Below are 7,659 nucleotides of genomic sequence, written 5' to 3'. Positions count from 1 at the left end.
GCCAAGGCAGGGCGCACGCGCTCAACCTCAAGGATTCCGGCGCCAAGGAAATCGCCATCGGTCTCAAGGCCGGTTCGGCGACCGCCAAGAAGGTCGAAGCCGATGGGCTCAAGGTGATGAGCGTGGCCGACGCCGCCAAATGGGCCGACCTGATGATGATGGCAACGCCCGACGAGCTGCAGGCCGACATCTACAAGAACGAGATCGCGCCGAATATCCGCGATGGTGCCGCTATCGCCTTCGCGCACGGCCTCAACGTGCATTTCGGCCTGATCGAGCCGAAGTCGACGGTCGACGTCGTCATGATCGCGCCGAAGGGTCCCGGCCACACGGTGCGCGGCGAATACCAGAAGGGCGGCGGCGTGCCGTGCCTGGTCGCCGTCAACCAGGACGCCTCGGGCAATGCGCTCGACCTGGCCCTGTCCTACGCCTGCGGCGTCGGCGGCGGCCGTTCGGGCATCATCGAGACCAATTTCCGCGAGGAATGCGAGACCGACCTGTTCGGCGAGCAGGTCGTGCTGTGCGGCGGTCTGGTCGAGCTGATCCGGGCCGGTTTCGAGACGCTGGTGGAAGCCGGCTACGCGCCTGAGATGGCCTATTTCGAGTGCCTGCACGAGGTCAAGCTGATCGTCGACCTGATCTATGAAGGCGGCATCGCCAACATGAACTACTCGATCTCGAACACCGCCGAATGGGGCGAATATGTCTCGGGCCCGCGCATCATCACCGCCGAGACCAAGGCCGAGATGAAGCGCGTGCTGAAGGACATCCAGACGGGAAAATTCACCTCGGAGTGGATGCAGGAATACCGCGCCGGCATGTCCCGCTTCAAGGGCATCCGCCGCAACAATGACAGCCACCAGATCGAGGAAGTCGGCGCCAAGCTGCGCGCGATGATGCCCTGGATTTCCAAGAACAAGCTGGTCGACAAGGCCAAGAACTGAGCGAAATCCACAAGCGCTCGAAACAGCGGCTTCCAGAACAAAAACGGCGCCAAGTGGCGCCGTTTTTTCATTCTGCCGGTCGGCTCAGCTACAGGTCAGCTCAATAGGGTGAGTAGCACTGCTGGCGCGGGCCGTTGTAGGGCTGGAAGGTGTTGTCGTAGGCCCGGTACGACCGGTAGCGGTTGTAGCACCATTGGACATGGGCGCTCGAAAGCCGTCCCGCGCGGTAGTAGCGGCGCGGCGCCGGCCGGTCATAGTAGTCGTAATTGTTGTACATGCTGCCGAGGCCAAGCCCCAGGCCAAGACCCAGGATCGCGGCACTCGCGCCATCATCGTAATAACGGCCGCCGCGATAGTGATGGCGACCATGGCGCCAACGCCAGTTGTCTCCACCATTCCAATTACCGCCGCCGCCGTGCCAGTGTCGACGGCCGCCGTCCCAATTGCCCGACCGGCGCCATCTCCAATCGTCGTTGTTGAACTGACGGTTGTTGCCGCCGGCCCAACTGTCGCGAACCGGCGTGACATTCGGCGCCGCCGTGCTGGTGGGTATCGACAGATCCGGCTGCATGATCGGTCCGGCGGCGGACGGTGCCGTGACGCCGGACAGGATACCGAGGGCTATCAGCCCCGATTTGACCGTGGGAGAAAAGAGCGAACTCATTGCACTCTCCAAGAGTTACAGGCCCCACGCCCACCCGAGGAATGGGGCAACAATGGATGTTTGCATCTGAACGGCGGATGAACGGAAAGGTTCCGTCAACCATGACGCGAACGCGCCCAGGACCAATCGATCTCAGATGGTGGTTTTGCGCGCTTGTTTTCCGAAGCACTTGCGGGCAAAGGTCGTGGCATGTCGCTGCGCCTTGCCACCTTCAATGTCGAGAACCTGATGAACAGGTTCGATTTTTCCGGCTATCGCAACCAGCTCAACGAGGATCGAACGCTGGCGCTGTTCGATATCCAGAGCGAGGCGGAATACAGGATCCTGGAGCAGGCCCGCGCCATCGCCCAGTCCGACGACACGCGCCAACTGACGGCGCTGGCAATCGCTGCCACCCGGGCCGACATCATCTGCATGCAGGAGGTCGACAACATCGAAGCGCTGAAGGCCTTCGAATACGGCTATCTGTTCAAGATGGTGGGGCAGGGCTACCGGCAGAAATACACCACATCGGGCAATGATTCGCGCGGCATCGACGTTGCCGTGATGATGCGCAACGAGACCGCGCAGGGCCAGCCGATCGAATTCGTGCGCATGACCAGCCATGCCTATGTCACCTACGAGCAGTTCGGGCTGCACACGCCGGAACTCGAGGCACTGGGCAATCAGGCCAATGAGCGCATTTTCCGGCGCGACTGCCTGGAGATCGACGTCACCGTGGGCGGTGTGCCGCTGACGCTCTATCTCGTGCATTTCAAGTCGATGGGCTCGCCGCGCAACGGGCTCGACGGGCGCGAGGCGACGATGCCGGTGCGCATCGCGGAAGCGCAGGCCGTGCGCCGCATCATCGAGGAGCGCTTCGGTGGGGAGCATGCCGCCAACAAACGCTGGGCGATATGCGGCGACATGAATGATTATCGCCAGCGCGTGAAGGTGGCCGGCGATGCGATCGACGGCTATCGCTTCGAGGTGGTCGACGAAGCCCAGTCCTGCATCAACGTGCTGACGGCAGGCGGCTTTTGCGAAAACGTCGTCGAGCGGCGGCCGGAGATGAACCGCTGGAGTTTTTACCACACGCGCGGACCGGAAGAGCGGCATCTGTGCCAGCTCGACTACATCCTGTTGTCGAAGGGGCTCGCCGCCAGCAACGCAACGGCCGTTCCCGACATCATCCGCAACGGCCAGCCCTGGCGCACCATCTTTCCGCCGGGGCAGGAGGTCGAGCGGTTTCCGCGCGCCGGCTGGGACCGACCGAAGGCATCGGACCATTGCCCAGTGGCGATCACGCTGGACATGACCTGACGCATGAGTTTCGACCTTCCGCGCAACGTCATCCTGCCGGTCGACGACATCGATGTCCGGCTCGATCCCGGTCCGCACCCTTTCGCAAGGGACAATGCAGAGGCGATCGCCGAGAACTGGCAGCACGAAATCGCCGCCAATCCGGCGCTGTTCGACGGCATGGTGGTGCTGCTGTCGCAACTTGCCTACCGCGACAGCCGTCTCATCGGCCGCTGCCATGCGGTCAACTACTCGACGTTCATGCTGTGGCGGAAACGGCGCGAGAATTCGGGCGCCGAGCATGCCTATGCGCATGCCATGCTGGTGGCCGGCGACAATGCGCTGGTGGCGATCCGCATGGGTCCTCACACCGTCAACGCCGGCCGCGTCTATTTCGCCGCCGGCTCATTCGAGCCGGTCGATTTTCGCGACGGGCTGGTCGATGTCGATTTCAACATGATGCGTGAGGTGCGCGAGGAAACCGGGCTCGACCTGTCAGGTGTTGAACGCGGCAAGCGCTACCATGCCATGTCGACCAGCAGCGGCACGGTGATCTTCCGCCGCTATCATGAGATGGCGCCCGCAGACGAGATCGCCAGGCGCATCTCAGCGTTCGTCGCCACCGAGACCGAGCCGGAGATCGAGGGACCGGTGATCATCCGCCATGCCGCCGACCTGCCGGTCGGGCTGTCACCGCACATGAAGCCGCTGATCGAGTGGCATTTCGCAAACGGGAATTAAGGGCGCGTCTTGTTCTGCGCCGCGTTGCGATCGTTGCGGGCGGCGACGAGGAACAGGATGAAGCCGATGCCGAGCAAGCCGCCCATCGCCATACCCATGGTCTGGCCGACGACTGCCTGGAAGTCAGCGGTGACGCGATCGGGATTGGCCATGCCGAAGCGGGCGAGATACCACCAGATGCCTGCAAGACCTGCCTCGATGACCACAATCGCCAGGACCAGTCGCGCCTTCTTGCTCATCCCGCATTCCTCCACCCAGGTGAATTGCCCTAGCATCGCGAACGGCGCGGCGACAGCGGCGGGCAGGGGGGAAACACCGAAGACTGTGCAAAACCGGTTGGAGCGCTGGCGCGCTTCCGACCGGGTGCCTATTCGTGCCGCAGCGCGTCGATCGGGTCGAGCCTGGCGCCGCGCAGCGCAGGGAAGAAGCCGAACACCATGCCGATCAGGGCGGAAAAGCCGACGGCGAGCAGGATCACCGCCGGGCTCGGCGCGAACGGGATGGTCAGCGTCACCGCGGCGAGGCCGGCCAGCGCCAGCCCGATCAGGATGCCGATAATGCCGCCGAGCAGCGACAGCACCGTCGCCTCGACCAGGAACTGGATGAGGATGTGCTTTTCATGCGCCCCGATGGCCAGCCTGATGCCGATCTCGCGCGTGCGTTCGGTGACCGACACCAGCATGATGTTCATAATGCCGATGCCGCCGACCAGCAGGCTGACGCCTGCGACGGCGCCCAGCATGCCGGTCATGGTGGTTGTGGCGCTGGCCATGGCGTCGGCGATCTGGGTCATGTCGCGGATGGCGAAATCGCTCTCGCGATCGGGTGTGATGCGGCGCGCGTCTCGCAAGATGTCCTCGACGCGCGGCTGCAACTCGCTGGTCGGCGTGCGGTCGTCGGCGGCGATGTAGATGTTGTCGATGTCGCGGTTGCCGGCGATGCGGCGCTGGTAGGCGTGCAGCGGCATCAGCACGACATTGTCCTGGTCCTGGCCGAAGCCGGTATAGCCCTTGGGCTCGAGCAGGCCGATGATCTTGCAGGAGGTGCGGTTGACGCGGATGATCTCGCCCTCGGGATCGCCGGCGCCGAAGAACTGCTGGCGCACGGTCTCGCCGATCAGGCACACGCCTGTGCCCGAGCGGGTTTCGGAATCGCTGAACGGGCGGCCCGACACCAGCTTCCAGTCGCGCGCATCGAGATAGGCGCTGTCGGTGCCGGTGACGCCCGAGGTCAGGCTCTCGGTGCCGAAGATGACGCGCACCTGTTTTTGCGAGGCAGGCGAAATGGCGCGCGCGCCAGTCAGGTGCGCCACCAGCGCCGCCAGGTCCTTTTCCGCGAGCGGACGCACCACCTGGTCGAGCCCGCCCGGTCCGCCGGGGCCGGCCGGACGGCCGGAGCGGACCACCAGCAGATTGCTGCCGAGCTTGGAGATGTCGGCCTTGACCTTTGCTGTGGTGCCCGAGCCGATGGTGAGCATGGCGATGACGGCGGCAACGCCGATGACGATGCCGAGCAGCGTCAGGAACGACCGCAGTACATTGCGGCGGATCGAGCGCAGCGAGAGGCGGACGGTTTCCCAGATCATGGCTGTGCGATCTCCAGCTTCCTGGAATCCGAAGCGACATGGCCGTCGAGGAAGCGGATTGTGCGTTCGGCATATTCGGCGACGTCGGCCTCATGCGTGACCATGGCGATGGTCAGGCCAAGCTCGGTGTTGAGCCGGGTGAGCAGGTCCATGATCTCGTGCGTGCGGGCGGTGTCGAGATTGCCGGTCGGCTCGTCGGCGACGAGGAGCGTCGGGCGCGTGACGATGGCGCGCGCGATCGCCACGCGCTGCTGCTGGCCGCCGGACAGCTCGGCCGGCGTGTGGTGCTCACGGCCGACAAGGCCGACCTCCGCCAGCGCCTGCATGGCAAGGTCGCGGCGCTCGCGCGCGGCAACACCGCGATAGATCAGCGGCAGTTCGACATTTTCGGCTGCCGTGGTGCGGGCCAGCAGATTGTAGCCCTGGAAGACGAAGCCGACATAAAGGTTGCGCAGCATGGCGCGGCGGTTGCGGTCGAGCCGGCCGGCGTCGATGCCCATGAAGGAATAGGTTCCGGCCGTCGGCGTGTCGAGGCAGCCGATGATGTTCATCGCCGTCGACTTGCCGGAGCCGGACGGACCCATGATGGCAACGAATTCGCCACGCCGGATCGCTAGATCGAAGCCTGCCAGCGCATGCACCTTGGCCTCGCCCTGGCCGTAGCTCTTCCAGACCTTGTCGAAGGTGATGAGGGTCGCGCCCGTAGCCACGGCATCAGCTCCGCTGCTGCGACGCGGTGATGATTTGTGCGCCTTCGTCCAGGCCCGAAATGATCTCGGTCAGTTCGCCGTCGGTGGAGCCGATCTTGACATTGACCGGGTGCGGACGCCCGTTCTCCAGCACGTAGAGCGTGCGCGAGCCGTCGGTGGGGACTGTGGCGGCCTGGCGCTGGCGATTGCCGCCGGGGCGCCCCATGCGGCCGGTGAACAGGTCGCTCAGGCTCCAGCCGCGGGCGGCCTGCTGCGCCGGGCGATAGCGGAAGGCGGTGGCGGGTACGGTGAGCACGCCCTTAGCCTGTTTTGTGACGACCGAAACGGTGGCGGTCATGCCGGGCCGCAGCAACAGCTCGTTGTTGTCGACCTCGAGCCGCGCATTGTAGGTGACGACGCCGTCGGTGGTGACCGAGGCATAGGAGATGTCGCGGATCTCGGCATCGAACGGCCGCTCGGGGAAGGCATCCACGGTGAAGCGGGCATGCTGGCCTGACTTGACCGCGCCGATGTCGGCCTCGTCGACCGCCGCCACCAGTTCCATGTTCCTGAGATCGGCGGCGATGATGAACAGCACCGGCGCCTGCAGGGAGGAGGCGACCGTCTGGCCGGGATCGACCGATCGCGTAAGCACGATGCCGTCGATCGGCGCATAGATGGTGCTCTTGGCAAGGTCGGTCTGCTGCGCCTTGAGGTCGGCCTGGGCGATGGCGAGGTTGGCCTGCGCACTGTCGAGGGCTGCCTTGGAACGGTCGCGCGTGGCGGTTGCTGCTTCAAGCGACTGGTCGGTCGCCATGCCGCGCCTGGTCAGTTCGGCGGCGCGCACAAGCGCCTTCTCGTTTTCGGCCAGCGTAACCGTGGCGTCCTCGACATTGGCGGCGGCGGCCTTGGCCGAAGCTTCGGCGCGCTCGATCTGGACTTCGAGTTTCACCGTGTCGAGTGTCGCCAGCACGTCACCCTTCTTGACCTGCTGGTTCTCCTCGGCCGAGACCGAGCGGATGATGCCGGACAGTTCGCTTGAAATGTCGACCTGGGTAAGGGGCTGCAGCGTGCCGGTCGCCGACACCGCGACGGTGAGGTCCGCCTTGGCGGCAGGCACGGTGGTGTAATCGATCCTGGCCGGCGAGCCGGCATACCACTGATAGACGCCGAGCGCGGCAGCGAGCACGATCAACGCCAGCAGAGCATATAGCCAGCCGCGCCGGCGCGACTTTCGCCGACCCGTTCTGTCGAGCCCGAGCGCCGTCTCGATGGCGGAATCCGATTCCGTCTTTGGCAGATTGACAATCTGGTCCACGCTGGACCCCTATAATGCGCAATGTCCCTATCTGTGCACAGATCAGGCTTACTGGTTCAAATATCAAATTAAATTTCGCCCATGTTGGGATTGAGGCAGGAATGAAAACCCGGAATTACTTGCTCTACGATGTGTTTACGACCGAGCGATTGGCCGGCAATCCCTTGGCCGTCGTGCTGGACAGCAAGGGATTGGACACGGCGGCGATGCAGGCCATCGCGCGTGAGTTCAATCTGTCGGAATCGGTTTTCGTGCTGCCGCCGGACAATCCCAAGCACAAAAACCGCATTCGAATCTTCACCCCCGACTATGAAATGCCGTTCGCCGGCCATCCGACGGTCGGCGCCGCGATCGCGCTGGCCGAACTGGCGCAAGAGGGCGGCGCCGGCATCTTCGTGCTGGAGGAAAACATCGGCCCGGTGCGGTGTGCCGTCAGC

9 protein-coding genes are annotated in these 7,659 nt (G+C 64.4%); 4 read left to right on the top strand and 5 right to left on the bottom strand.

All coding sequences use genetic code 11. The annotated features are described in order from the left end of the window. Nucleotides 1-944 (top strand): ketol-acid reductoisomerase (gene ilvC, locus EN750_RS10640; protein ID WP_127396393.1); only part of this gene is annotated, 944 nt, incomplete at its 5' end. Nucleotides 945-1,044: 100 nt separating this feature from the next. On the opposite strand, the gene EN750_RS10635 is transcribed toward ilvC, so the two are convergent. Next, nucleotides 1,045-1,608 carry a BA14K family protein gene (locus tag EN750_RS10635; RefSeq protein ID WP_127396392.1) on the bottom strand — a complete coding sequence of 188 codons (564 nt, stop codon included), beginning with the start codon at nucleotides 1,606-1,608 and terminating at the stop codon, nucleotides 1,045-1,047. Between the two features lie 189 nt (nucleotides 1,609-1,797). Between EN750_RS10635 and EN750_RS10630 the strand changes: the two genes are divergently transcribed. Continuing rightward, the gene (locus EN750_RS10630; protein WP_127396391.1) at nucleotides 1,798-2,910 is read left to right on the top strand and encodes an endonuclease/exonuclease/phosphatase family protein; all 1,113 of its coding nucleotides are present in this window, start codon (nucleotides 1,798-1,800) and stop codon (nucleotides 2,908-2,910) included. A 3-nt stretch (nucleotides 2,911-2,913) separates the two neighbouring features. Further along, nucleotides 2,914-3,630: a hypothetical protein gene (locus EN750_RS10625; RefSeq protein WP_127396390.1), complete on the top strand. Its 717-nt coding sequence runs from the start codon at nucleotides 2,914-2,916 to the stop codon at nucleotides 3,628-3,630. On the opposite strand, the gene EN750_RS10620 is transcribed toward EN750_RS10625, so the two are convergent. From EN750_RS10620 to EN750_RS10605, 4 genes are all read right to left on the bottom strand, one after another. Further along, nucleotides 3,627-3,869, bottom strand: coding sequence for a hypothetical protein (locus EN750_RS10620; protein ID WP_127396389.1), 243 nt, complete (start codon nucleotides 3,867-3,869; stop codon nucleotides 3,627-3,629). The two genes, EN750_RS10625 and EN750_RS10620, sit on opposite strands and share 4 nt — an antisense overlap. 128 nt (nucleotides 3,870-3,997) lie before the next feature. Then, nucleotides 3,998-5,215 (bottom strand): ABC transporter permease, encoded by a 1,218-nt coding sequence (locus tag EN750_RS10615; RefSeq protein ID WP_127396388.1) that lies wholly within the window; start codon nucleotides 5,213-5,215, stop codon nucleotides 3,998-4,000. Then, nucleotides 5,212-5,925: an ABC transporter ATP-binding protein gene (locus EN750_RS10610; protein WP_127396387.1), complete on the bottom strand. Its 714-nt coding sequence runs from the start codon at nucleotides 5,923-5,925 to the stop codon at nucleotides 5,212-5,214. The genes EN750_RS10615 and EN750_RS10610 overlap by 4 nt, the downstream gene beginning before the upstream one ends. 4 nt (nucleotides 5,926-5,929) lie before the next feature. After that, entirely contained in the window at nucleotides 5,930-7,222 is a 1,293-nt protein-coding gene (locus EN750_RS10605; protein ID WP_127396386.1) for an efflux RND transporter periplasmic adaptor subunit, read from the bottom strand. 101 nt (nucleotides 7,223-7,323) lie between these two features. On the opposite strand from EN750_RS10605, the gene EN750_RS10600 reads away from it, so the two are divergent. Continuing rightward, nucleotides 7,324-7,659, top strand: a 336-nt coding sequence (locus EN750_RS10600; RefSeq protein WP_145967547.1) for a PhzF family phenazine biosynthesis protein, incomplete at its 3' end; no start/stop codon positions are given.

It is taken from the genome of Mesorhizobium sp. M7A.F.Ca.ET.027.03.2.1 (assembly GCF_003999175.1).
In the GTDB taxonomy this organism is placed as follows: domain Bacteria; phylum Pseudomonadota; class Alphaproteobacteria; order Rhizobiales; family Rhizobiaceae; genus Mesorhizobium.
Note: the sequence above shows the minus strand (reverse complement) of the source record. Positions and strands in the feature narration are given on the sequence as shown.

What these genes read in the sequence shown, in the direction of transcription:
- EN750_RS10630 (WP_127396391.1), top strand. Translation starts at nt 1,798, where the DNA reads ATGTCGCTGCGCCTTGCCACCTTCAATGTCGAGAACCTGATGAACAGG.
- EN750_RS10625 (WP_127396390.1), top strand. Translation starts at nt 2,914, where the DNA reads ATGAGTTTCGACCTTCCGCGCAACGTCATCCTGCCGGTCGACGACATC.
- EN750_RS10620 (WP_127396389.1), bottom strand. Translation starts at nt 3,869, where the DNA reads ATGAGCAAGAAGGCGCGACTGGTCCTGGCGATTGTGGTCATCGAGGCA.
- EN750_RS10615 (WP_127396388.1), bottom strand. Translation starts at nt 5,215, where the DNA reads ATGATCTGGGAAACCGTCCGCCTCTCGCTGCGCTCGATCCGCCGCAAT.
- EN750_RS10635 (WP_127396392.1), bottom strand. Translation starts at nt 1,608, where the DNA reads ATGAGTTCGCTCTTTTCTCCCACGGTCAAATCGGGGCTGATAGCCCTC.